This window comes from Nonomuraea sp. ZG12, assembly GCF_052068115.1.
Classification (GTDB): Bacteria; Actinomycetota; Actinomycetes; order Streptosporangiales; family Streptosporangiaceae; genus Nonomuraea.
Map to the genome: position 1 here is coordinate 110,761 of NZ_JBQHCW010000002.1, position 21,505 is coordinate 132,265.

Here is a 21,505-nt window from a genome sequence, read left to right on the forward strand (position 1 = left end):
CCAGTAAAGTGAACCCGACTCCGGAAACTGTGCACACAAACGGAATTGGACTCACCTTATGGAGGACCGTTGCCGTCATCACGTCCGCTGCGCGCCGATGCCCGACGCAACCGCGAAGCTCTCCTGGTAGCGGCGCGTGAGGCGTTCCTCGCCGACGACCACGCCCATGTGGAGGAGATCGCCCGCCGAGCCGATGTGGCCGTCGGCACGCTGTACCGCCACTTCGAAACGCGCGAGGCGCTCGTCGCGGAGGTGTACCGCCAGGAGGTCGCCGAGCTCTGCGCGACCCCCGCCCGGCTGCTCGCGCGACATCCTCCGGACGAGGCGCTGCGCACCTTCCTGCTGCTGCTCGTGGAGCACGCGGCAGTGGGCAGGGGGATGGGTGAGGCCCTGGAGAGCATCATGGCGACCGATTCGCCGGTCTTCGACGACGCGCGCGACGAGATGGCCCGCGCCCTCGACGAGCTTCTCACCGCAGGTGTCGTGGCCGGCCTCGTCCGCAGCGGCATCAGCGGGCGCGTCGTGCTGCGCGCCCTCGGCGGCATCTGCGGGATGCGCGCCGAAGGCTGGAAGGACGATGCGGTACGGATCGCCACGATCCTGTATGACGGGTTGCGCTACGGCGCGGCGAACCACGGCTAGATCGTGCCTTGCCGGCCTGCTTCTTCGTAGCGCCAGAAGGGCCGGACGGCGATGGCCGAGACGAGGACGATCACGAGGCCGAGGATCGCCGCTCCCGACCACGCGATGGTCAGGCCCATGGTCGTGGCCATGACCCCGGCTCGGAGGTCGCCCAGGCCGGGGCCGCCCGCGACGACGACGGTGTAGACGCCCTGCATACGCCCGCGCATGTGGTCGGGCACGTACGTCTGCAGGATGGTCTGCCGGTAGACGGCACTGACGAGGTCGGCTCCGCCGGCGAGGACGAGCAGCGGGACGGTGAGCCAGAGGGTGTGGCTGAGTCCGGCGACGGCGATGGCGGCGGACCACATGGCCACGGCGATGGTGAGGGCGACGCCCTGGCGGCGCACTCGGCCGATCCATCCGCTGACGAGCCCGGCGAGTACAGAGCCGGTGGCGATCGACGCGTACAGGAGGCCGACGCCGCCAGGGAATCGCGTGGCGGCGGCCTCGGGGAAGAGCCCCTCCGGCATGGCGAACAGCATGGCGATGACGTCGGCCATCAACGCCATCAGCAGGACGGGCCTGCCGCCGAGGAAGCGCAGGCCGTCCATGACGGCGCGGATGCCGGCTCGCCCCGCGGGCGCGGCTCGTGGTAGCGGTGGCAGCCGGAAGACGGCGTAGAGCGCTGCGGTGAACAGCAGCGCGTCGATGCCGTAGGCGTACACGAAGCCGTTCGGAAGCATGATCAGCGCACCGGAGACGAGCGGGCCGAAGACCTGCCCGACGTTGCCGGCGGTGTAGGTGAGCGCGTTGGCCGCCGGGATCAGCTCGACGGGCACGAGCGCGGGGATGATGGCGCCGCGAACGGCCGCGGAGACCGCGAAACCGGCGGATTGGCCGGCGACCAGCACGAGGATCGTACCCACGGACCGCGCGCCGAGAGCGGCCTGCGTCAGGAGGGCGAGTGTGCCGGCCCAGGTCAGGACGGACGAGACGAGGTAGAGAAGCCGCCTGTCGGCCAGGTCGGCGAGAGCGCCGCCGTAGAGACCGAAGACGACCATCGGGACGAGCGTCGCCAACCCCACGAGGCCGACGTCCAGGGACGAACCCGAGATCGAATAGACCTGGACGGGGACGGCGACCCGCGTCACCGTCGTTCCGACCAGGGCCGCCGCCTGCCCGAGGAAGGTGCGGCGGTAGGCCGGGAAGGCCAGAGGGCGCGTGTCGACGATCGCATGCCGAAGGCGCCGGAAACGGTTCATGTATTGACGTTCTCGCCGGCGGGCAGGGATGCGCTTTCGATAATCTGACTAGATATGTTGCAAAGCCGCCATCATCATGCGCCCGGGGAGGTGATCCGCGGGCATCGGCATGACGACCACCAGCTCATCTACGTCGCCCGCGGGGTTCTCGCCGTGCAGACCGAACACGGGGCGTGGGTGGCTTGCGCGGATCGCGCGATATGGGTCCCCGCCTCCGCCTGGCATGAGCACCAGGCCTACGGAGACACCATCGTGCACACGCTGATGTTCCCGGCCGAGGATCCCCCGCTCGCCGGAGATTCGCCGACCGTCGTCGCCGTCTCGGCCCTGCTGCGTGAGCTCCTCATCGCCTGCACCGATCCGGAGCTCACGGCTGGGGAGACCCACCGCATTCGCGCTGTGCTCGGCGATCGGTTACGCCGAGCCGATGTCCGCGCCCTCACCCTGCCGACCGCACGCGATCCGCGCCTCGCGCACGCCTGCCGCCTCGTCACCGACGACCTCAGCCTGCCCCGGACCATCGCCTGGCTGGCACGGCAGGTCAACGCCGGCGAACGCACCCTCGCGCGCCTGTTCCGCACCGAATTCGGAACCACCTACCCGCAGTGGCGCACGAACGTGCGCATCATCCACGCGATGATCCGCCTCGCCGAGGGCGCCACCGTCACCGAGACAGCGCACCTCTGCGGATGGGCCACGACCAGCGCCTTCGTCGACGTCTTCGCCCGCACCATGGGCCAGACTCCCGGCTCCTACCGCTCCACCTCGAACAGCGCGGTCTGCGAAGGAACGCGGGACGCGCTGAGCGAGCCGGGCTTCCCGAACCCAGTTGTTTGTACTACAAAGCATGACGAGTAACGTGGGCACATGACTTCCGACGCCCTCGTGGATGCCCTCGTCCGCAACACCTTCCAGGTGGCGAGCGTGCTCACCCGCATCGGAGCCGAGCGCGACCTCTCACTCACCCAGCTGCGGGTTCTGGGCATCCTCCGCGACCGCCGCCCGCGCATGACCGAGCTCGCCGCGTTCCTCGGCCTGGACAAATCGACCCTGTCGGGCCTCATCGACCGCGCCGAACGCCGAGGGCTGGTGGCCAGGGGCAAAGACCCCCAAGACCGCCGCGTCGTCGACGTGTTCCTCACCCGCGCCGGCCAGGAGCTGGCGGAGCAGGTGTACGTCGAGGTCCGACACGCACTCGCACCCGCGACGGATCGGCTCAACCCGCAGGACCGCGACCGACTCGTCCAACTGCTGCACGCCGTCATGCACTCCCCCGGCTGAATGAGGATTCCTCCTTGGATCAGGGGTGGACGAGACCGTCGCTCACCCACCGGCACCGACCGCGAAACCGCAATGATCACCATCGCTGCGGAGTCGCCTCCGACTGGAATGATTTACAATACCAACAATCTCCATATTGGTTGGTATTACCAACGATGTCAAACGCCCCCGGACCGCGCACTCGGCGCGTAACGCAGCCACGGCGACATCTCCGCACTACTCAGCTCGACCGGTTGACGGCGAGCATGCTCCGCGAACTCAAAGAGGCGGTGCACTCTGTGTGCACCGCCTCCTTGAGAGGTCAGACGACCTGACCGGAGCTGCTGTCAGGAAGCGCTCCAGCCGCCGTCCACCGTCAGCTCGGTGCCGGTGATGGACATCGCCTCCGGTGAGCACAGGAACCCCACCACGCCGGCGACCTCGTCCGGCTCTATCAGGCGTTTCACCGCCGATCGCGCCAGCAGTACGTCCGAGATCACCCGGTCGGCGCTCAGCCCGTGAACCAGCGCCTGGTCCGCCAGTTGCTTCTCGACCAACGGGGTCCGCACATAACCGGGGCAGACGCAATTGCTGGTGACGCCCTTGGCCGCGCCCTCCAGCGCGATGACCTTCGAGAGTCCCAGAAGACCATGCTTGGCACTGACGTACGCGGACTTGTAAGCACTGGCCCGCAGACCATGGACGCTGGCGATGTGGATGATCCGTCCCCAGCCGCGCTCGTACATGCGGGGAAGCACGGCACGACTGAGCAGGAACGGCGCCTCCAACATCAGCCGCAGCATGAACGCGAACTGCTCAGGATCGAACTCGTCGATGGGGGCGACGTGCTGGACACCGGCATTGTTCACCAGGATGTCCGCTTCCAGCGTCAACTCGGCCAGACCGGCGGTCCGGCTCAGGTCGAGCACCAGAGTCTCACCGCCGATCCGCTCAGCCGTCCGTGCCGCACCCTCGGCATCGATGTCGCACACCACGACATGAGCGCCCAGCCCCGCCAGCCTTGTCGCCACGGCCGCGCCGATGCCACTCGCCGCGCCGGTCACGACGGCGCGGCGGCCGGAGAGGTCAGGGCCCGAGAGCGTGGTCGTCATGACTTCGGCGAAGCGAACGGATTGGCGTCGGCGTGGTGGTGTCCCCAGACGTCCGAGACGCCGAAGTCGTGCGGCGTCCAGTCCTCGCCCACGTCGATCCCCCCGCAGCCGATCTCCAGGTGGAACCCGCTGGGATTCCGCACGTAGAACGAGATCGCCTTGTCGTTCATGTGCCGGCCGAGGCTGATCGAAATCGGCACGCCGTTGGACTTGGCCCGGTCGTAGGCTCGCCCGACGTCGTCGATCGAGCCGTGCTCGAATTCAAGGTGGTGGATCGACGGCGTTTCCGCTTTCGCGAGCGCGATGCTGTGGTGGGTCGCATTGCAGCGGAAGAAGAACAGGCCGGGCGCACGGTAATCGGTCAGTTTGAACTCCAGCACGGACTCGTACAGTTCACGGAGTTCGTCGAGCTTCGGGCCGGCCAGGACGAAGTGGCCGAGGCCGGTGGCGCCGTGCGGGGAGCCATGCGGAGGCCTGTCACCGGGGCGCGCCTTGGCTTCGCCGATCGCCAGCTCCACGCGGTAACCGACCGGGTCGGTGAACCAGCGGAGCCGGGTGGCGCCGCGCAGTTCCAGCTCTTCCGGGGTGCCGTCCTCGACGGTGAATCCGGCGTCCGTCAGCCGCCGGCTGAGCCTGTCGAGCTCGTGCGGTGAATCGACGATCCAGCCCAGCTCGTGCGGGCTGTCCTGGGTGGACGGGTAAAGAGCCACACGGTACTTATACTCGTCAAGTGCGGCCAGGGCGACTTCGTCCGTGCCGAATTTCGCCGTGGTGACACCGATTCCCAGTGTTCGTTCGAGCAGGTCTGTCCAAGCATCGACGTCTGTGACGTTGAGTCCGACGTAACCCAGCTTGCGGATACCCACGGTGTCATCCCTCCGATGCGGCGGCTGCTCCGCCCTGCAGAAACTCGCGAACAATGTGGTTGAACTCAGGTGCACGCTCGTACTGCACCCAGTGCCGGCAGCGAGGCAGCACGCGGAGCTCCGCGTCGGGTATGCCCTCAAGGATCTTGGACGCCCAGGTCAGCGGCACGGTCTGGTCCTCCCGCCCCCAGACGAGCAGCGTGGGGGCGGCGATGAGAGCCAGGTCGGGGGTCAGGTCGCCGAAGTTCGGCGGAATCGGCAATTCGGGGTGGGCCCTGAGGCTCGACTCGTACCGCTCGTCGATGAGGGCCTCGGTCGCCAGCGTCTCGTCGTACACCATCAGCCGCACGAACTCGGCCATCGCGTCGCGCGAGGGCTTCTCGGCCGCCATATAGGCGAAGAGGCGGTCAAGCCCGATCGGCCACGGCGGCGCGTCCGCCGGGAGGACTCCACCCGGGGCCATGAGAACGAGCCGGTCCACGCGGTCGGGATGACGCATCGCCATGCGCATCGCGACGGCGCCCCCGTAGGAGTTCCCCACCAGGTGGGCGCGTTCGATCCCGAGAGCCGTCATCGCGCGGCGCACACGTTCCGCCGCGTGGAAGATCAGCGGCTCGTCCGTCGCGGGCCGCGGCGAGCTTCCCCAGCCGGGGAGGTCCACCACGATGTTGCGGTAGTCCTCGAAGGCCGGCAGGTTGCCGCCGAAGTTGCTCATGCCTGTGGCCCCCGGCCCCGAGCCGTGCAGCCACACGACCGGGCTGCCCGAACCGACGTCGGTGTAGGCCACCTGCCCGTCCCCGACATCCAACGTGCTCATCACTCTGACGCCCCATTCTGTGTATGTAACGCTCACTATACAGTGGTCGGCGGCGTTATCAAGGTCTTTCAAGCAGGCCAGGGGCGCGAACGCGGACGCCCGCCGGACGCGTCAGCGGCCGTAGGCTTCCAGCAGCCGTAGCCAGACCTCGCTGACGGTGGGATAAGCCGGGACCGCGTGCCACAGCCGGTCCAGCGGAATCTCGCCGACCACGGCGATCGTCGCCGCGTGCAGCAGCTCCGCGACGTCCGGGCCGGCCAGCGTGAAGCCGACGATCACCTTCCGGTCCTCGTCGACGACCATTCGGGCGTCGCCCCGGTATCCCTCGGCCTGCAGGACGGCGCCGGCGATGGCGCCCAGGTCGTGGTCGACGACCCGGATCCGCAGTCCGGCGGCCTCGGCGGCCGCGGCGGTCAGTCCCACCGAGGCGATCTCCGGCTCGGTGAAGACCACCTGAGGCACCGCGCGCTCGTCGGCCGTCGCCGCGTGCCGGCCCCACCGGCCGTCCTCGACCGCTTCGCCCTTCGCGCGCGCCACGATGACGTCCCCCACGGCACGAGCCTGGTACTTGCCCTGGTGAGTGAGCAGCACGCGCCGGTTCACGTCCCCGGCGGCATAGAGCCACTCGTCACCGATCGGCGCGCCGTCCTCCCCGACGACCCGCATCGTGTCGTCGACCGTGAGCCAGGCGCCCGGCGTCAAGCCGACGTGGTCCAGGCCGATGTCCTGGGTGTTGGGTGTGCGGCCGATCGCGACGAGGAGTTCGTCGGCTTCGATCTGCCCGCCGTCGGTGAGCGTGACGTGTACGGTGCCGTCGTCGTCGCGCTGCACGGATCCGGCCTCCGCGCCGAGACGGACGGAGACACCCGCGTCCCGTAACGACTCGATGACCCGCTCGCCGGCGAACGGCTCCGCGAGTGGCAGCACACCGTCACGAGCCAGCATCGTCACCGAGGCGCCGAGAGCGGCGAACGCGGTCGCCATCTCCGACGCCACCACGCCACCGCCGATGATGGCGAGCCTGCGGGGAACCGCGTCCGCGGCGACCGCCTCACGGCTCGTCCACGGCGCCGCCTCGCGCAGTCCGGGGAGGTCCGGGACCAGCGCGCCGCTTCCGGTCGCGATGACGACCGCGTGCCGCGCGGTCAGTGACGTCCTGACGGCGTTCTCGCCGGTCACCTCGACGGTCCGGGCGGACGTGATCCGCCCTTGTCCGCGGAACAGCGGGATCCCCACCTGCTCCAGCCAGGCGACCTGCCCGTCGTCCTTCCAGTGCGAGGCGAAGGAGTCGCGACGGCTGAGGACGGCGGCCACGTCCAGGTCGCCGGTCACGGCCTCACGCGCGCCGGGCACCTGGCGGGCCGCCCGGAGCGCCGCCGCGCTCCGCAGCAACGCCTTGGTCGGCATGCAGGCCCAGTAGGAGCACTCGCCTCCGACCAGCTCCCGCTCGACGATGGCAGCGCTCAAACCGCCCTGTACCACCCGGTCGGCGACGTTCTCCCCGACCGGGCCCGCGCCGATGACGATGACGTCGTACGTCGTGGTGTCCATGTCAGTTCCCCTTGGCGGCGCGGCCGAGGCGCAGTGCAGAGACGAGGAAGAAGACGCCACCGAGGACGGCGTAGCCGGCGATGTTGGTCAGCATGGGATTCGGCGCGGCGGCCCCCAGGAAGAACGACCCCCCGGCCAGCACGGAGATGCCGCCACTGAGGATCATCGGCCACTGGCCGCCCATCTTGCGACGGCCGACACCCACGATCAGCTGGACGATTCCGGAAACGACCGCCCAGACGCCCCACACCCGCAGGATCGCCGGCACACCGGAGGCGGCGGCGATGGCCAGGCCGGCGGCGGCGAGAAGACTGACCGCGATGTTCACATACAGTCCGAGAGCCGATCCGGTGGCACGGGACGAGCGAGCGTCCACGACCGCCGCGGCGACGTCGAACAAGGGGTAAAGGACGACCAGGGCGATACCGAGCGGCCCGAGCTGCGACATGGTGACGACCAGCAAGGCCGCCCAGACGATGGCGAACGCGAACCGCACGAAGTACAGCCGACGCAGAGCCGGCGCGATCCCGCCGGCGGCGGGTGAGTCAACGGTGGTCACGATGATCCTCTCAAGAGTGAGGTGTACGGGACGTCGGCTTCCTCAATGAGATGAGACCGAACGTTCTATCTTGAGCAAGTATGGCAACGTTGACCCGAACCGTCAAGACAGAACGTTCTACCTATCTTGCCGGCGTCAGCTCCGGTAGTCGTCGGCAGGAAGGGGGTGGTCGACGGGGACGACGCGGGAGTGGACCGCGGTCAGGCAGCCGGGGCAGTACAGCTGCCGGAAGACGATCTCCGCGTCGACGTACTCGGACGGGTCGTGCCAGATGTGCGGTCCCGCTTCCGTCGGGGCTCCGTCGCGACGTGCCAGCGCCGCGACGAACGCACTGCCGGCGAGCGGCCCGATCCGGGTGCCGCAATGCAGACACACGACGGTCCCGCCATCCGGCGATTCCAGGACGGCGAGGTTGTCGTCGAGACGGCGCGCCCCGTCGAGAACCAGCCCGTCGGGATCCAGCGCGCCGATCGGTTTGAGCGACGCCTCGGGCAGGCCGGCCCCGGCAGCGCGCCGGCGCCGCAGCTCCTCGCGGGTCTCGCCGGTCGCGGTCGCGTCCACGTCACCGTCCTCGCGGAGCACGACGCCGTAGACGTCCCTCGCGGCCGCCGCCGACACGCGGGCCTGCCGCACGTCTTCGCGCACGCTCCCGGCGGTACGCAGCAGGGGGTCGCCGTACCCGCCGCCCGCCTGCCAGTGCAGGTAGAGGGCGTCACCGGGGCCGAGATCCGACTCGCCCTCGCAGGGCAGGACCTCGATGTCCCCGCCGAGCTCGCCCAGGTCGCCGGGGATGGCGGTCGCCTGGGCGAGCTGGGGATCGTTGACGCCGCGCACCACCAGATCGAGCTGGGAGTTGCCCGGATGACCGCCGGCCAGTCCGACGTTCTGGTTCGCGACCTTGCCGGTCCCGGAGACGATCAGGGACATCGTTCCCTTCTGGTCCGGGTGCTGGACGTAGCAGACCGAGCCGCTCATCCCGCCCCGCTGCCGGCCGGGCCCGCCGGAGTCGATCTGCTCGCGGCGCCACAGGGCGACGAGGGGGTAGAGGTACTCGGTCATCTCGACATCCGGTGCCCGCGCGGAGGGGATGATGAGCCGGCCGCCGGTGTCGACGCCGTCGTGGTACACCTGGGCCCCGTAGCCACCGGCCATGACGTCGAACACCGGTGACACGAAGCCCTTGCTGCCGCCGCCGCGCACATCGACACCGGACACCACGCAAAGGTCGGTGGTGCCGTTGCAGATCGACTGCACGTCGCCGCGGTGGCTGGGTTCGGCGTCCAGCATCTTGGCGAGCACCTCGGCGACCAGGTTGCCCGCTCCCCACGCCGGCCCGAACGGTCCCTTGCCGACCGCGGCCGGGAACGACGCGTTGGTGATGGTGTCCTCGTCGGTGATGATCTCGAAGCAGCGCATCAGCCCGCCCGCCGCCCACGGGATGTCCCCGGCCAGCAGGGGCAGCATCGTGAAGACGATCCCGGCCCGCAGCCCCGGGTAGGGGCAGTTGATGATGCCGGTCTGCTCGGCGGTCCCGCGGAAGTCGAAGACGAGCCGGTCGGCCTCCTTGGTCATCGCGACCTTGATCGCGTGCAGGCCGCGGTCGCCGGTCTGCGACTGCTCCTGGTAGCCGACGGCGGTCCAGGTGCCGTCGGGCAGGTTCGTGAGCTTGGCTCGCAGCCGGCGTTCGGCGTCGTCCATCATCCGGCGCATCACGACCTTGACGGTGTCGGCGCCGTACTTGGCGATGAGCCGGAGGATCTGCTCCGCCGCGTTCTTGTTGGCGGCGATCTTGGCCCGGAGGTCTAGCCCCACCAGGTGCGGGAGCCGCGAGCGCCGGACCCAGGCGTCGGCGACGTCGCGCTGCAGCACTCCCCCGCGGACGACCTTCAGAGGCGGCGTCGGGACCGCCTCGCCGAACACGTCCTGCGCCGACGGGCTGAAGGAGCCCGGCCGCGGCCCGCCCAGGTCGATCTGGTGGGCGATGGCCGTCGTCCAGCCGAACAGCTTGCCCTCGTGGAAGATCGGCGCCAGGATCGCGGCGTCGTTCTGGTGCAGCCCGCCGCCGATCCACGGGTCGTTGCACAGGAACATGTCGCCCTCGGTGATGCCGGGATTGTCGCTGCGGTTGCGCAGCGTCCAGACGATGGCCAGGTCCATCGAGCCGATGAGGCCGACGTTGTAGGTGCCGACCTGGACCTGCTCACCGAGCTCGTCGCAGATGGAGAAGTTGAAGTCGTTGGACTCGGTGACGACGTGCGAGCCCGACATCCGCCGCAGCGTCTCCCCCATCTCCTGGGTGATCGCCCAGAGCCGGTGCCGGACGACCTCGTAGGTCAGGGCGGCGACCTGTTCCGCCTGCTCATCGTCGACCTGGTGCAGCGGCAGGGCCGGCGAGATCTGCCGCAGCAGCTCCTCGCGGGGAAGGGGACGGCTGGTGAACTCGTCCGCCCCGGGAATCCTTGAAGTCATGGGAACTGTCCTCACTGGTAGCTCAGCACGAGGTTGCCGAGGCGGTCGACGCGGCCGGTGACCCCGGCGGGGACCACGACGACCGTGGTCGGCACCTCGACGATCGCCGGTCCGGCGAGCTCGTGGCCCGCGCGCAGCCGGGCATAGTCGTAGACGGGGGTCGGCACGAAGCCGATCTGCGAGTCGAGGCAGACGGAGCGTTCGCCGAGGAGGGCTGCCGCGGGGTCCGGGCCGGCGGCCTCCGGGATATCCGGCAGCACGACCGGGAAGCCGAGGCCCGCCTTGACCCGCACCCGGTAGGTGATCGCCTGCACGCCGGCCTCGCGGTATCCGGCACCGCTGCCGTTGATGCGCTCGTACTGCTCCTCGAAGCGTTCGAGGATCTCGTCGCCGGTGCGCTCGGTGAACTTCTCGTCCGGGACGGCCGTCGCGAGCTCGGTGACCTGCATCGAATAACGCAGGTCCACCTCGCGCTGCAGCGTCACGTCGTGGAACTTCACCTTCTGCCGGTCGAGCGCACGCTGCAGGTCGGCTTCGAGCCGGGCGAAGTGGGACTCGAGCACTGTGTGGTCGACCGGGAACGAGGACGGATCGGAGAGCTCCGCGCTCAGCACGACGTCCGAGGCCGCGAGCCCGTAGGCCGAGAAGGCGGACGCGACGGGACCGAGCGGCACGACGACCTCGCTCACGCCCAGGTCCTGGCAGTAACCGGCGCAGTGGGCCGGTCCGGCACCGCCGAACGCGTAGGCGACGAAGTCGCGGGAGTCGTAGCCGGCCTGCACGACAGCGCGGCGGAGAAGGTCTCCCGCCTGCGCGTTCTGCACCTCGTGGATGGCGATCGCGGCTTGCTCGACGGTGAGGCCGAGCGGCTCGGCCACGTGCTCGCGGATGGCTTCCCTCGCCAGGTCCAGGCGGAGCGGCTTGCGGCCGCCGAGCAGGCCGCGCTCGCTCAGGATTCCGAGGACCAGGTTGGCGTCGGTGTTCGTGGGGCGCGTGCCGCCGTTGCCGTAGCAGGCAGGGCCGGGGACGGCCTCGGCGCTCTGCGGGCCGAGCCGCAGGTTGCCGCCGGCGTCCACCGACGCGAGAGCCCCACCGCCGGAACCGATGGTGTGCACCCGGATCGTCGCGGCGTTGATCGGGAACTGGTTCACGATGGAACCCGCCGCCATGACCGGCTCCCCGTCGACGACCAACCCCGCCAGGAACGTCGTGCCGCCGACGTCGGTGGTGATGACGTTGCGGTGCCCGAGCTGCTCGGCCAGGCGCATCCCGCCGATGACGCCGCCGGACAGGACGGACCCGACCGTGGTGATGGCGTGCTCCGGAGCCCGGTCGGCCGTGATGGTGCCGCCCTCGCTCTGCATGACCAGCAGGGGCCCCTTGAGCCCGCCTTCCTCCAGCTGCTTCTGCAGCGGGAGCAGGTAGGTGCGCAGCCGCGGCCCTATCTGGGCGTTCATGATCGTCGTGGAGGTCCGGGCGAACTCGCGGATGCGCGGGCTGACCTCCGAGGACAGCGTGACGTACATGTCCGGCGCGATCTCGTGGATGAGCTCGCGGACGCGCCGCTCGTGGGCCCCGTTCTTGAACGACCACAGCAGGCAGACGGCGATCGCCTCGACCCCCTGGTCCACGAGGGACCGCGTGACTCGGCGGACCTCGTCCTCGTCCAGGGGGACCAGAACCTTCCCGGCGTAGTCGATGCGCTCGGTCACTTCGAGCGCCCGGTACTTCGGGATCAGCGGCGCGGGCTTGCGTTGCCGGAGCGTGTCCTGGATCTCGTGGGCCGACCGGCCGAGGGTGCGGCCCTCGGCGTTCATGATGTAGATCGAGTCCCGGTGGCCCTTGGTGGCGATCAGCCCGACATCGGCCACCTCCCCCTGGACGAGGGCGTTGATCGACGCGGTCGTGCCGTGGGCGATGTAGTCGGTCTGCGAGAGCAGCTCGCCGACGCCGATGCCCAGCGCCTCCGCGAGCTCCTCGATCGCGCGCATGACGCCGACCTCGCGGTTCGGCGGGGTCGTCGGCGTCTTGGCCGACACGATGCGGCCGGCCCCGTCGGAGGCGACGGCGTCGGTGAACGTGCCGCCCACATCGATGCCCAGTGCGTATGGCATGTGGTTCTCCTGGTGTTCTTTACCGCTGGCGGGCGGGGACGCGCCCGGTGACTGTGTGCAGGAGCTCGTGGGGGCGAGCGTCCGATCCGCCCATCCAGGCGACGTGCTGGTCCGGGCGTACGAGCAGGAACGCGGCCGGATAGCGGTCGGTGTGGTTCGCCGGCAGGTCGACCACGGCGAGGGGGATCCCGAGCTCACGAGCCGCCACGACCCAGGGCGTCACGCTGACGTCCGGGTCGGTCCGCACCAGGGTGAAGTCGGGCCCGAGCACGTCGAACACCGAGCGGCCGTCCGCCAGCCAGACGTGGGGCAGCCGGAAACCGGCCTGCGCCCGGTCCCGGTAACCGCCCATGGTGATGGCGGCCTGGTCCTCTCCGCCGACGACGAGGGGGGAGCCCGCGTAGTGGTAGCCGAAGCTGAAGCCGTCGGGTGAGTACCGGTGCGGCTCCGTGACCGCGAGCCGCTCGGCGAGCTCGGCGCGAGCCCGCTCACCGGCCGGGCCGGACAGGTGGATGTCCGGCGAGACGTCCGCGAGGGACTTGCGCGCGGCCGATCCCACCGCCTGGGCGAACTGCTCCCCCACCGGCTTGCGCTCCCGTTCGTACGCGGTCAGCAGGTCCGGTGGCGCCCAGCCGTGGCAGACCGCCGCGAGCATCCAGGCCAGCGTCGCCGCGTCCTGGATGCCGGCGTTCATGCCGAATCCCCCGACGGGGATCCAGATGTGGGCGGCGTCTCCGGCCAGGAACACCCGGCCGTCGTGGTAGCGCTGGGCGACCAGCCGGCGGCCGGTCCAGCGCACCACGCCGAGCACCTCGTGCTCGACGGGGCCGCCCACGGCTTCGCGCAGGAGCTGTTCGGGATCCTCGCCCTCGGTGTCGTGGCCGGGCGCGAAGGCGACGTGGTTGAGCCACAACGAGTCCCCGTCGATGGCGATCAACGAGGCGAGTCGGCGGCCGTAGGTCCAGTATGTCCAGGCCCGGTCCCGTGCGGCCAGCCGCCCGAGCTCGGGTGAGCGGACGAAGGTCGACACGAACCGCTGGATCGCGTCGACGCCTTCGTAGCGGATGCCCAGCTGCCGGCGGACGGCGCTGTGGGCCCCGTCGCAGCCGACGACGTAGGCGCAGTGGAGGGTGCGACGGGCGCCCTCGGTCTCCACGACCGCCTCGACATGGTCCTCGTGCTGCCGCAACTCCACCAGCCGGGTGCCGCGTTCGAGGGTCAGCCCGGGGAGCCTGTTCGCGTGCTGCTCCAGGATGGGTTCCAGGAACAGCTGCGAGATCCGGTGCTGCGGCTCCGGTGTGGGCCAGCCGTCCCTGCCGACACCGGCCAGCACGTCGCCCGCCGAGGGGAGGTCGATGCGGAAGATCTCCTCGCCCCGCAGGGTCGTCCGGTACTGGATCGAGGTGGGGTGGTCCTCGGGCAGGCCGGCCCGCCGGATGTCGTCGGCGAGCCCGAGCCGTCGGAAGATCTCCATCGACCGGGCGGAGGTGGTGTTGCACCGGGGATTGACGCCTCGCTCTTCGGTCGCCTCCACGACATGGCACGCCACCCCCCGCCGGGCGAGGTCGATGGCGAGGGTCAGGCCGGTGGGGCCGGCGCCGACGACCAGGACGCCGACTCGGTCCTCGCTGGTTTGCTGTGTCATGCGTTCAGGAACTCCCCTACCAGGCGGCGGAACTCATCCGGCCGATCGACGTGGATCCAGTGCCCGGCCCCCGCCACCACCTTCAGGCGGCCGTGGGGCAGGGCCTCGGCGAGCCGCTCGGAGACCTCGATCGGTGAGACCCGATCGCGCTCCCCGTGCAGGGCGAGGACCGGGTTGACGATCTCGGTCGGGTCGACGGGGGGCGGCCCGTCGACGACGTGGGCGAACATCGATCGGAAGGCCTCCTCGGCGCCGGGCCGCAGGGCCCGCTCCAGCCGGACACCGGCCAGGTCGTCGAGGAGCTCGCGGTGGACGCTCTCGTCGGCGACCAGACGACCCAGAGTGGCGCGCATCGACTCCTCCGTCGGCTCGTCGTAGAAGGGAACGGCACGAGGCGGCGGTCCGGTGCCCGCGCCGCCCATGAGAACGGCGCGCCCGATCCGGTCAGGCGCCATGGCCAGGAGCGCCAGCGCCGCGGCACCGCCCGCGGCCGAGTTTCCGACGACGTGCGCGCGTCCCAGGCCGTGGCGATCGAGCACGGTGAGGATCTGCCGGGCACGGGCGTGCGCCCAGGCTAGCGGCCCCCTGAGGCCGGCCGTCCCCGCGCCGGTGATCCGCGTGCCGAAGCCGAGCAGGTCAGGGGCGAGGCAGCGGAACTCAGCCGCGAGTCCGGAGCGCACCGCCGCCCAGTTGCTCGCGGCGTCCACGCCCGGCCCGCCACCGTGAAGCAGCACGAGAGCGGGCTTCATGCTTCGGCCGCCGCGCCTTCGACGGCTCTGGGTTCGGTCGAAGAGCTCCGGGACGCACGCCCGAACCGGACGAGGAGGATCAACGCGGCACCGCCGATCACGCCCGGAATCGCGAAGACCAGGAACATCGATCCCGGGGCCCAGCCGGCTTGCAGCAGGAAGCCGGCGAGCAGCGGTGCCAGCACGGCACCGAGCCTGCTCACGGCCACAGCCAGGCCGAGAGCCGTCGCGCGGGCTTCGGCCGGATACATGCTCGGCACGATGACGTTGATCCCGGCTACCGTGCCGTTGAGGAACAGTCCGACGAGCACCGCCACGACCAGTGCGCCGGCCAGCATGCCGAGCGACACGGAGAAGAGGATGAGCATGAGGGCGCCGAGGAAGAAATAGGCCGCGGTCAGCCGCCGCGGTTCGATCCGCGACGCCAGGACACCCAGCAAGGCCGCGCCCGTGACACCGCCGAGGCTCAGCAGAACCCCGCCGCTGATGCCCTGCTGGTTGGACATGCCCGCCTGCAACAGCAGGCTGGGCGTCCACGAACTCGCGAAGTAGAACATCAACTGCGCCGCGGTGAACGCCACCCAGACCAGCACCGTCCGGACGGCGTTGCTCCCGCGGAGTATCGAATCGAACGCCACCTTGCGCGACGTCGACGCCGACGCGGGCAGGTCCTCGACGGGGGCGCGGCCCATCGAGACGAGAATCCGGTTGAACCTGTCCAGCGCCTGAGGGGGGCGGCGTGCGACGAGGTAGTCCATCGATTCGGGCAGGAAGCGCAGTCCGACGGCGAACAGGATCGCCGTGGCGATGCAGCCGAACACGAAGACCGACCGCCAGCCGAACGAGCCCAGCAGGAGGCTGGAGGCGATGCCGGCGATGACAGAGCCCAGGCCGTAACCGGTGGTGATCAGCGCGACGACGAGCCCCCGGCGCCGGTTGTTCGCGTACTCGGAGGTGAGCACCGGCAAGCTGGCCGCCATCGCCCCCACCGCCGCGCCCGTCACCAGCCGACAGGCGAGAAGCTGGCCGAAGTCCTGCGAAACGGCCGCGGCGAGCATGCCCAGCGCGGCCAGGGCGAGACAGCCGAGACTGAGCCGGCGGCGCCCGACGCGGTCGGCGAGTGGAGCTAGGAAGAGCGCGCCGATGGCCATGCCGGCCAGTCCGCCGCTGAGCAGCACGCCCACCCCGGACGGAGACAGGCTCCATTCGCGGGTGATCGCCGGCCCGACGAACGAGGTGACCAGGAGGTCGAACCCGTCGATCAGGTTGATCAGGAGGCACAGGGCGACCGCCCTGATCTGGGCGCGACTCATGGGTGAGTTCTTGACCTGCTCGAGAACATTCAAGGGAAACCTCGCTTCGTTGCGACGATCGGTCAGGCCCCCGAGAGAGCCCCGAACCGGCGCGGGGCGCGCGCCGGTTACTGGGCGCTCCATGCTTTGTATGTAGCGTTCACTCTATAGATGTCGAGACGTATTGGCTACAGCCAAGATGCGGACTGCGAAGCGGCGACCGCCTTCAGCGTTTCGGCTCTCCCACGATGCCGCGGTGCTCCGCCAAGCCACAGATCAGGGAGACGAACGGGCGGACCTGCGAGCTGTAGGACATGTCGTCGAAGCTCTCGGCCACCGAAAGGCCGTCGGTCAAAGCTCGCCCGAGGACGGCCAGCCGCTCGACGAGAGCTTTGTCGTCCTCGCCGCCGTCCGGCGCGAAGATCGGGGTGAGCGCGTCCACCCAGGACGCGTGGGCGTAGTCGCGGATGCGACGCACGGTCTGCCGGACCGCCTCGGAATCCTTCTGCGGGCCGACACTGATGGCGACCAGAAGGCGAAGATAGTCGGGCCGCCGGTCGAGGGCGCTGCACGCCGCCGAGAACCACGCCTCAAGCCGCTCCAGCGGCGCCAGGTCGTCGAACGAGGACGGATTCGGGAACAAGGCGTGCAGCTCCTCGAAGGTGCGCTCAAGGAGCGCCGCCAGGATGCCGAGCTTGTTTCCGAAGTGGTAGTAGATCGAGCTGGGCGGCAGCCCGGACTGCGTGCACAGGTCCGAGATGGCCATGCCGTCGTACCCTTTTTCGCCGATGAGGGTGCGAGCCACGTTCAGGATGGCCTCACGGCTGGTCAAGCCGGCAGCGGTCGGCGTGGAGCCGGAATCCCTCACCATGCGGCCATGATAGGTCAGTCCCGGCGCCGCATGATCCTGTCGCGGCGGTCGGGCCGATGGTTCACATCAGCCCGATCACCGGCATCAGGCGACGGTCGCGTCAACGGTCACCGGAACGTTGCCGCGGGTGGCGTTGGAGTACGGGCAGATCGCGTGGGCCGCTTCGACGAGCTCGTCGGCCACCGCCTGCTCCACACCGGACAGTTCGACATGCAGTGCGGCGCCGAGGCTGAACCCGCCTTCCGGCGTCGAGTACACCTGCACCTCGGCGACGACCGCGGAGTCGGCGATCGGGGTTTTCCGCTGTGCCGCGACGGCCTTGAGCGCCGAGTGGAAGCACGACGCCCATCCCGCCGCGAACAGCTGCTCCGGGTTGGTCGCACCGCCGGGACCACCCATCTCTTTCGGGATCGCCAGGGAGATGTCGAGCACGCCGTCGTCGGTTCGCGCCTGCCCTCCCGCCCTGCCGTCGCCGGTGGAGGTGGCAATGCCGATATAGAGCGGTTTGCTCATGATGATGCGGTTTCCCTTCGTGGCGCTCAACCAGACAGAACGTTCTACCTCCATCGTGGCCTTAGGCTGCACTCCTGTCAAGACCGAACGTTCTATGCCATGACGAGGGTCTGATCAGCGTCTCGGCTCAGCGGGCTGACGCAGTGTCCGTGACAGGCCGAGCGCCGCCGTTCGCACGGCCGGGGCGAGATGAGCCGGCCGGAACTGCTCGCGAGGTACCGCCACGGACAGCGCCGCGACGGCGGTCCCACCCGCGAACACCGGCGCGGCGATGCAGCTCGCGCCGAGCGCCGCTTCCTGTTCTTCGTAGGCGAGCCCGGATACTTGAGCCTGTTCCAGTGCCGTTCGCAGGCGCAGCGGGTCGGTGATCGAGAACCTGGTGAGCCGCGGCAGCGGATCGGCGAGGATCTCGTCCGCCAGCTCGGGCGCCGAGAACGCGAGAAGTGCCTTCCCGATCGCCGTGCAGGTGAGCGGCAGCCTGCCCCCGATCCGGGACGGCAGGAGCACGGCGTCATGGCCATGGATGCGCTCCAGGTACACGACGTCGCGATCGTCGCGGATGCCGAGATGGACCGTGTGACGGGTGCTTTCGAACAGATCCTGCAGGAAGGGCAGGGCGGCCTCGCGCAGGTCCTGGCGGCGGGGCACCAGCGATCCCAGCTCGAACAGGGTGCCGCCCAGCCGGTATCGGTCCCCTTCGCGCTCCAGCAAGCCGAGGCGGACGAGGTCACCGACGAGCCGGAAGGTCGTGGTCTTGCTCAGCCCGGCTCTGGACGCGAGTTCCGTCAGACGGAACGATCCGCCGTCCGGCCGGTAGGCATCGAGGATGAGCACCACTTTGTCGAGCATGTTCCCACCCTGGCTGTTCTGCCGCACGGAACAGACTTTGGCATACCTCGCACTACCCGCCTATACCTGGGGCCACAGTCCCAGCTCCGGAGGTCCACAGATGCCCTCGATCCGCCTTCGTGGGGAGTCACGATGAGCACCGACGTCCAGAAGGCCGCGGAGCTGCTCGCGGCCGCCGCCGGCACCGCCACACCGTGCCCGCCGATCCGCGATCTCTTCGCCGATGGCGACCTCGACGCCGCGTACGAGGTCCAACGGCTCAACACCGAGCGCATGCTCGCCGCGGGGCGCCGCCTCATCGGGCGAAAGATCGGCCTGACGTCGGCAGCCGTGCAGCGGCAACTGGGCGTCGACCAGCCCGACTTCGGGGCGCTGCTCTCCGACATGGCCCTGGGCAACGGGGAAACGGTGCCGGCCGGGCGGCTCCTGCAGCCGAAGGTCGAAGCGGAGATCGCCCTCATTCTGGGCGCCGACCTGACCAGCCCCGACTGCACCACGGCGGACGTGCGCGCGGCGACGGCGTACGTGTGCCCCGCCCTGGAGATCGTGGACAGCCGGATCGCCGATTGGGACATCACGATCGTCGACACCGTCGCCGACAACGCGTCATCGGGCCTGTTCGTCCTCGGCGACACCCGGGTGCCGATCGACGACCTCGAGCCCGCCGACGTCGGGATGCGGCTGTACCGGGGCGCCGAACTCGTCTCGGAAGGCAGCGGCCGCGACTGCCTCGGCGACCCGCTCAACGCGGCGGCCTGGCTCGCCTCGACGCTCGCGCGCCGCGGGGATCCGCTGCGCGCCGGCGACATCGTCCTGACCGGGGCGCTGGGCCCGATGGTTCCCGCCTCGCCCGGCGACGTCTTCTCCGCCCGGATCTCGGATCTGGGATCCGTACGGATCAGCTTCGCGCCAGAAGGAGACACGTGATGAGCGGCCGTACCAGAGTGGCGATCATCGGCTCGGGCAACATCGGCACTGACCTGATGATCAAGGTTTTGCGCCTGTCGGATCGGCTCGAAGTCGTCGCCATGGCGGGCATCGACCCCGACTCCGACGGGCTCGCCCGGGCCCGTCGGCTCAAGGTCGCCACGACGCACGAGGGCGTCGACGGCCTCGTGGGGCTGGACGAGTTCGCCGACGTCCAGTATGTCTTCGACGCGACCTCGGCGGGCGCGCACCGGCGTCACGACGAGGTCCTGCGCGCCCAGGGCCGCACGGTCGTCGATCTCACGCCCGCTGCGCTCGGGCCGTACGTCGTTCCGCCGGTCAACCTCGATGAACACCTCGACGCCCCCAACGTCAACATGGTCACCTGCGGCGGGCAGGCCACCATCCCGATCGTGGCCGCGGTGGGCGCGGTGACCCCGGTGCACTACGGCGAGATCATCGCGTCGATCTCCTCGCGCTCGGCGGGCCCGGGCACCCGGGCCAACATCGACGAGTTCACCGAGACCACGGCGTCCGCCATCGAGAAGGTCGGCGGCGCCGCGCGCGGCAAGGCCATCATCGTCCTCAATCCCGCCGAGCCCCCGCTGATCATGCGCGACACCGTCCACTGCCTCGTCTCCGGCGCCGACACCGAGTCCGTCACCGACTCGATCGAGTCGATGGTCGGTCGCGTGCAGGCCTATGTCCCCGGCTACCGGCTCAAGCAGAAGATTCAGTACGAAACCGTCGCCGTCGACGACCCCCTGCACGGGCTGGTCCCGGCGGACGCACCCGGCGACGCGGTCAAGGTGTCGGTGTTCCTGGAGGTCGAAGGGGCCGCTCACTACCTGCCCGCGTACGCCGGAAATCTCGACATCATGACCTCAGCGGCATTGCGGACCGCCGAACGCATCGCCGCCCACCGCCAGGAGGCCGGCCGATGACCGATCTGTACGTCCAGGACGTCACCCTGCGGGACGGCATGCACGCCATCCGGCACCGCTACACCGTCGAGCAAGCGCGGTCGATCGCCGGTGCGCTGGACGAGGCAGGGGTGTCCGCGATCGAGATCGCCCACGGAGACGGGTTGTCCGGCTCCAGCATCAACTACGGGGTCGGCGCGCACACCGACTGGGAGTGGATCGAGGCGGTCTGCGACGTCACCCGGCGCGCCATCCCGACCACCCTGCTCCTGCCCGGCATCGGCACGCTGCGCGACCTGCGGGAGGCGCACCGGCTCGGCATCCGCTCGGTCCGCGTCGCCACGCACTGCACCGAGGCCGACATCTCCGCGCAGCACATCGGCGCGGCACGCGAGCTGGGCATGGACGTCGCCGGGTTCCTGATGATGTCCCACCTGGCCGAGCCGGCCGAACTCGCCGGACAGGCCAAGCTCATGGAGTCCTACGGCGCCCGATGCGTCTACGTGACCGACTCCGGCGGACGGCTCACCATGGACGGCGTTCGTGACCGGATCCGCGCCTACCGGGACGTCCTGCGGCCGGAGACCCAGATCGGCATCCACGCCCACCACAACCTCGGACTGGGCGTCGCCAACAGCGTGGTCGCGGTGGAGAACGGCGTGGTCCGGGTCGACGCCTCCCTGGCCGGGCAGGGCGCCGGAGCCGGCAACTGCCCCCTTGAGGCCTTCATCGCCGTGGCCGACCTGATGGGCTGGGACCACGGCTGCGAGCTGTTCCCCCTGATGGACGCCGCCGACGACCTCGTGCGCCCGCTGCAGGACCGCGAGGTCCGGGTCGACCGCGAGACCCTGAGCCTCGGCTACGCGGGCGTCTACTCGAGCTTCCTCCGTCATGCCGAGGCCGCCGCGACGCGCTACGGCCTGGACACCCGCGCGATCCTCGTCGAGGTCGGCCGGCGCGGCATGGTCGGCGGCCAGGAAGACATGATCACCGACATCGCCCTCGACCTCGCCGCGTCCACCCGTACCGCGCCAGAAGCACCATCGGCTCCCGGATCCCCTTGATCACGCAGCGGTACGGGCGACCTCTCCTCAGGTCGAAC

20 protein-coding genes are annotated in these 21,505 nt (G+C 69.9%); 6 read left to right on the forward strand and 14 right to left on the reverse strand.

What is annotated here, in order from left to right:
- Positions 1 to 69: 69 nt before the first annotated feature.
- Entirely contained in the window at positions 70 to 642 is a 573-nt protein-coding gene (locus ACTMTF_RS07675) for a TetR/AcrR family transcriptional regulator (protein ID WP_441109928.1), read from the forward strand.
- Here the strand turns inward: ACTMTF_RS07675 and ACTMTF_RS07680 are convergent.
- Positions 639 to 1,886, reverse strand: coding sequence for an MFS transporter (locus ACTMTF_RS07680; protein WP_441109929.1), 1,248 nt, complete (start codon positions 1,884 to 1,886; stop codon positions 639 to 641). The genes ACTMTF_RS07675 and ACTMTF_RS07680 overlap by 4 nt on opposite strands.
- 90 nt (positions 1,887 to 1,976) lie before the next feature.
- On the opposite strand from ACTMTF_RS07680, the gene ACTMTF_RS07685 reads away from it, so the two are divergent.
- The gene (locus ACTMTF_RS07685; RefSeq protein WP_441109930.1) at positions 1,977 to 2,744 is read left to right on the forward strand and encodes an AraC family transcriptional regulator; all 768 of its coding nucleotides are present in this window, start codon (positions 1,977 to 1,979) and stop codon (positions 2,742 to 2,744) included.
- A gap of 9 nt (positions 2,745 to 2,753) precedes the next feature.
- Complete coding sequence (locus tag ACTMTF_RS07690; RefSeq protein WP_441109931.1) at positions 2,754 to 3,167, forward strand: MarR family winged helix-turn-helix transcriptional regulator; 414 nt, start codon at positions 2,754 to 2,756, stop codon at positions 3,165 to 3,167.
- A 326-nt stretch (positions 3,168 to 3,493) separates the two neighbouring features.
- On the opposite strand, the gene ACTMTF_RS07695 is transcribed toward ACTMTF_RS07690, so the two are convergent.
- The 13 genes from ACTMTF_RS07695 to ACTMTF_RS07755 all read right to left on the reverse strand — a co-directional run bounded on the left by ACTMTF_RS07695 (position 3,494) and on the right by ACTMTF_RS07755 (position 18,553).
- On the reverse strand, positions 3,494 to 4,258 hold the full coding sequence (locus tag ACTMTF_RS07695) for a 3-hydroxybutyrate dehydrogenase (protein ID WP_441109932.1): 765 nt from the start codon (positions 4,256 to 4,258) through the stop codon (positions 3,494 to 3,496).
- Positions 4,255 to 5,124, reverse strand: a complete 870-nt coding sequence (locus ACTMTF_RS07700) for a VOC family protein (protein ID WP_441109933.1) — start codon at positions 5,122 to 5,124, stop codon at positions 4,255 to 4,257. The genes ACTMTF_RS07695 and ACTMTF_RS07700 overlap by 4 nt, the downstream gene beginning before the upstream one ends.
- Before the next feature lie 4 nt (positions 5,125 to 5,128).
- Positions 5,129 to 5,941, reverse strand: coding sequence for an alpha/beta fold hydrolase (locus ACTMTF_RS07705; protein WP_441109934.1), 813 nt, complete (start codon positions 5,939 to 5,941; stop codon positions 5,129 to 5,131).
- Positions 5,942 to 6,052: 111 nt separating this feature from the next.
- On the reverse strand, positions 6,053 to 7,492 hold the full coding sequence (locus ACTMTF_RS07710; RefSeq protein WP_441109935.1) for a dihydrolipoyl dehydrogenase family protein: 1,440 nt from the start codon (positions 7,490 to 7,492) through the stop codon (positions 6,053 to 6,055).
- Between the two features lies 1 nt (position 7,493).
- Positions 7,494 to 8,051 carry a hypothetical protein gene (locus ACTMTF_RS07715; RefSeq protein ID WP_441109936.1) on the reverse strand — a complete coding sequence of 186 codons (558 nt, stop codon included), beginning with the start codon at positions 8,049 to 8,051 and terminating at the stop codon, positions 7,494 to 7,496.
- A gap of 135 nt (positions 8,052 to 8,186) precedes the next feature.
- On the reverse strand, positions 8,187 to 10,520 hold the full coding sequence (locus tag ACTMTF_RS07720) for a hydantoinase B/oxoprolinase family protein (RefSeq protein ID WP_441109937.1): 2,334 nt from the start codon (positions 10,518 to 10,520) through the stop codon (positions 8,187 to 8,189).
- Positions 10,521 to 10,531: 11 nt separating this feature from the next.
- Positions 10,532 to 12,634, reverse strand: a complete 2,103-nt coding sequence (locus ACTMTF_RS07725; RefSeq protein ID WP_441109938.1) for a hydantoinase/oxoprolinase family protein — start codon at positions 12,632 to 12,634, stop codon at positions 10,532 to 10,534.
- 19 nt (positions 12,635 to 12,653) lie between these two features.
- A complete protein-coding gene (locus ACTMTF_RS07730) occupies positions 12,654 to 14,279 on the reverse strand; it encodes an FAD-dependent monooxygenase (protein ID WP_441109939.1) in 1,626 nt (541 codons plus the stop codon).
- On the reverse strand, positions 14,276 to 15,028 hold the full coding sequence (locus tag ACTMTF_RS07735; protein WP_441109940.1) for an alpha/beta fold hydrolase: 753 nt from the start codon (positions 15,026 to 15,028) through the stop codon (positions 14,276 to 14,278). Before ACTMTF_RS07735 ends, ACTMTF_RS07730 begins: the two co-directional genes overlap by 4 nt.
- On the reverse strand, positions 15,025 to 16,341 hold the full coding sequence (locus ACTMTF_RS07740) for an MFS transporter (RefSeq protein WP_397012660.1): 1,317 nt from the start codon (positions 16,339 to 16,341) through the stop codon (positions 15,025 to 15,027). Before ACTMTF_RS07740 ends, ACTMTF_RS07735 begins: the two co-directional genes overlap by 4 nt.
- Before the next feature lie 205 nt (positions 16,342 to 16,546).
- Positions 16,547 to 17,191, reverse strand: a complete 645-nt coding sequence (locus tag ACTMTF_RS07745) for a TetR/AcrR family transcriptional regulator (protein ID WP_441109941.1) — start codon at positions 17,189 to 17,191, stop codon at positions 16,547 to 16,549.
- 84 nt (positions 17,192 to 17,275) lie between these two features.
- Complete coding sequence (locus tag ACTMTF_RS07750; RefSeq protein WP_441109942.1) at positions 17,276 to 17,734, reverse strand: organic hydroperoxide resistance protein; 459 nt, start codon at positions 17,732 to 17,734, stop codon at positions 17,276 to 17,278.
- Positions 17,735 to 17,818: 84 nt separating this feature from the next.
- Positions 17,819 to 18,553, reverse strand: a complete 735-nt coding sequence (locus ACTMTF_RS07755) for an IclR family transcriptional regulator (protein WP_441109943.1) — start codon at positions 18,551 to 18,553, stop codon at positions 17,819 to 17,821.
- A 132-nt stretch (positions 18,554 to 18,685) separates the two neighbouring features.
- Between ACTMTF_RS07755 and ACTMTF_RS07760 the strand changes: the two genes are divergently transcribed.
- The 3 genes from ACTMTF_RS07760 to dmpG are packed head-to-tail and all read left to right on the forward strand — an operon-like array spanning position 18,686 to position 21,467.
- Positions 18,686 to 19,480, forward strand: a complete 795-nt coding sequence (locus tag ACTMTF_RS07760; RefSeq protein ID WP_441109944.1) for a 2-keto-4-pentenoate hydratase — start codon at positions 18,686 to 18,688, stop codon at positions 19,478 to 19,480.
- Positions 19,480 to 20,424: an acetaldehyde dehydrogenase (acetylating) gene (locus ACTMTF_RS07765; protein ID WP_441109945.1), complete on the forward strand. Its 945-nt coding sequence runs from the start codon at positions 19,480 to 19,482 to the stop codon at positions 20,422 to 20,424. The genes ACTMTF_RS07760 and ACTMTF_RS07765 overlap by 1 nt, the downstream gene beginning before the upstream one ends.
- Positions 20,421 to 21,467 carry a 4-hydroxy-2-oxovalerate aldolase gene (dmpG, locus tag ACTMTF_RS07770; RefSeq protein ID WP_441109946.1) on the forward strand — a complete coding sequence of 349 codons (1,047 nt, stop codon included), beginning with the start codon at positions 20,421 to 20,423 and terminating at the stop codon, positions 21,465 to 21,467. The genes ACTMTF_RS07765 and dmpG overlap by 4 nt, the downstream gene beginning before the upstream one ends.
- The last annotated feature ends 38 nt before the right edge of the window (positions 21,468 to 21,505 follow it).

What these genes read in the sequence shown, in the direction of transcription:
- ACTMTF_RS07705 (WP_441109934.1), bottom strand. Translation starts at nt 5,941, where the DNA reads ATGAGCACGTTGGATGTCGGGGACGGGCAGGTGGCCTACACCGACGTC.
- ACTMTF_RS07735 (WP_441109940.1), bottom strand. Translation starts at nt 15,028, where the DNA reads ATGAAGCCCGCTCTCGTGCTGCTTCACGGTGGCGGGCCGGGCGTGGAC.
- ACTMTF_RS07720 (WP_441109937.1), bottom strand. Translation starts at nt 10,520, where the DNA reads ATGACTTCAAGGATTCCCGGGGCGGACGAGTTCACCAGCCGTCCCCTT.
- ACTMTF_RS07740 (WP_397012660.1), bottom strand. Translation starts at nt 16,341, where the DNA reads ATGAGTCGCGCCCAGATCAGGGCGGTCGCCCTGTGCCTCCTGATCAAC.
- ACTMTF_RS07745 (WP_441109941.1), bottom strand. Translation starts at nt 17,191, where the DNA reads ATGGTGAGGGATTCCGGCTCCACGCCGACCGCTGCCGGCTTGACCAGC.
- ACTMTF_RS07755 (WP_441109943.1), bottom strand. Translation starts at nt 18,553, where the DNA reads ATGCTCGACAAAGTGGTGCTCATCCTCGATGCCTACCGGCCGGACGGC.
- ACTMTF_RS07725 (WP_441109938.1), bottom strand. Translation starts at nt 12,634, where the DNA reads ATGCCATACGCACTGGGCATCGATGTGGGCGGCACGTTCACCGACGCC.
- ACTMTF_RS07730 (WP_441109939.1), bottom strand. Translation starts at nt 14,279, where the DNA reads ATGACACAGCAAACCAGCGAGGACCGAGTCGGCGTCCTGGTCGTCGGC.
- ACTMTF_RS07710 (WP_441109935.1), bottom strand. Translation starts at nt 7,492, where the DNA reads ATGGACACCACGACGTACGACGTCATCGTCATCGGCGCGGGCCCGGTC.
- ACTMTF_RS07760 (WP_441109944.1), top strand. Translation starts at nt 18,686, where the DNA reads ATGAGCACCGACGTCCAGAAGGCCGCGGAGCTGCTCGCGGCCGCCGCC.
- ACTMTF_RS07690 (WP_441109931.1), top strand. Translation starts at nt 2,754, where the DNA reads ATGACTTCCGACGCCCTCGTGGATGCCCTCGTCCGCAACACCTTCCAG.
- dmpG (WP_441109946.1), top strand. Translation starts at nt 20,421, where the DNA reads ATGACCGATCTGTACGTCCAGGACGTCACCCTGCGGGACGGCATGCAC.
- ACTMTF_RS07765 (WP_441109945.1), top strand. Translation starts at nt 19,480, where the DNA reads ATGAGCGGCCGTACCAGAGTGGCGATCATCGGCTCGGGCAACATCGGC.
- ACTMTF_RS07695 (WP_441109932.1), bottom strand. Translation starts at nt 4,258, where the DNA reads ATGACGACCACGCTCTCGGGCCCTGACCTCTCCGGCCGCCGCGCCGTC.
- ACTMTF_RS07680 (WP_441109929.1), bottom strand. Translation starts at nt 1,886, where the DNA reads ATGAACCGTTTCCGGCGCCTTCGGCATGCGATCGTCGACACGCGCCCT.